Source organism: Cellulomonas septica, assembly GCF_012396155.1.
In the GTDB taxonomy this organism is placed as follows: Bacteria; Actinomycetota; Actinomycetes; order Actinomycetales; family Cellulomonadaceae; genus Cellulomonas; species Cellulomonas septica.
On the sequence record NZ_JAAXOY010000805.1, the window covers coordinates 1 to 1,406 of the forward strand.

A 1,406-nucleotide genomic window follows, 5' to 3' on the forward strand; every position below is an offset into this window, starting at 1 on the left:
AGCGCGTCGGAGTGGCTCGCGCAGCACGTGAGCGCCGACGCCCAGCACCCCACGGACGGGCAGCCCGCGTCGTCGGGGGGCCGGGCCGTCGTCTTCCCCGTGCCTGGCCGCCGGCGCGTGCTCGGGCTCATGGCGGTCGTCCCGCGCGACGAGGGCGGCCTGCGCGCGATCGAGCCGGCGACCATGACGATCCTCGAGCTCACCGCGCGCCGCGTCGGCCTCGTGCTCGACAACGCCCGCCTGTACGACCGCGAGCACCGCCTGGCGGAGACGCTGCAACGCGCGATGCTGCCCGAGCAGGCCGAGGTCGACGGGCTCGACGTGTGGACGTACTACGCGCCGAACTCGGAGAACGTGCAGGTCGGCGGCGACTGGTACGACGTGCTCCAGATCTCCCCGGACGTCGCGGGCGTCGTCATCGGCGACGTCGTGGGCCACGACGTCGAGGCGGCCGCCGCGATGGGCCAGCTGCGCTCGGTCGTGCGCTCCTACACGTTCGACATCACGACGCCCGGCCCGGTGCTGGAGCGCGTCGACCAGCTCGTCACGGGCATGCGGATCCCGCGCTCGGCCGGTCTGGTCCTGTCCACGCTGACCCGCCGCGAGCAGGGCTGGCGGCTCGAGTGGTCGCGCGCCGGTCACCTGCCGGTGCTGCACGTGCGCGACGGCGTCGCGACCGAGCTGCGCGACGCGGGCGGTGCGCTCATCGGGTTCGGCAACGGCGTGCGCAGCACGAGCACGCTCGACCTCGTCGAGGGTGACGTCCTCGTCTACTACACCGACGGCCTCATCGAGCGCCGCGACCGCGGGCTCCGGGAGGGCCTGGCGGCGCTCGCGGGGGTCGCGTCGCGCATCACGGCGCGGGACGCGGCGGGCATCGGCGAGGAGCTGCTGTCCCGGCTCGCGGACCACCCCGAGGACGACGTCGCGGTCGTCGTCGTGCGCGTCCCCGACCCGCGCGACCACCTCGAGCGTGCGCGCAGCCCGCGGCGGCGGCGCTGGTCGCTGCCGAACGAGCCGGCGTCGATCGGGCGGGCGCGGCACGCCGTCGTGCGCACGTGCCAGGCGTGGGAGATCCCCGACGCCGCGAACGCCGAGCTGGTCGTGTCCGAGCTCGTCGCGAACGCCGTGCTGCACGGGTTCGGGCACGTGTCGCTGCAGCTCTACGACACGGGCGACGGCCTGCGCATCGAGGTCGAGGACGGCAACCCGGCGCCGCCGGTGTCGACCGACGGGCACCCGGGGCGCGTCGGCGGGTTCGGCATGCAGATCGTCGAGCGGCTCGCGGACTGGGGCTGGCGGCAGTCGCGCGGCGGCAAGCTGGTGTGGGCGAAGGTGCGGCCGGGAAGCCTGCCGGAGACGGGGCGCTGAGGCGTCGGCGCGCAGGCGGGTCGCTCTGGCGTCGC

The 1,406-nt window shown here is 75.5% G+C and carries 1 protein-coding gene; it reads left to right on the forward strand.

What is annotated here, in order from left to right; all coding sequences use genetic code 11:
• The coding region (locus HGA02_RS19330; RefSeq protein WP_168681016.1) for an ATP-binding SpoIIE family protein phosphatase at positions 1–1,371 on the forward strand (1,371 nt) is incomplete at its 5' end.
• Between the last annotated feature and the right edge of the window lie 35 nt (positions 1,372–1,406).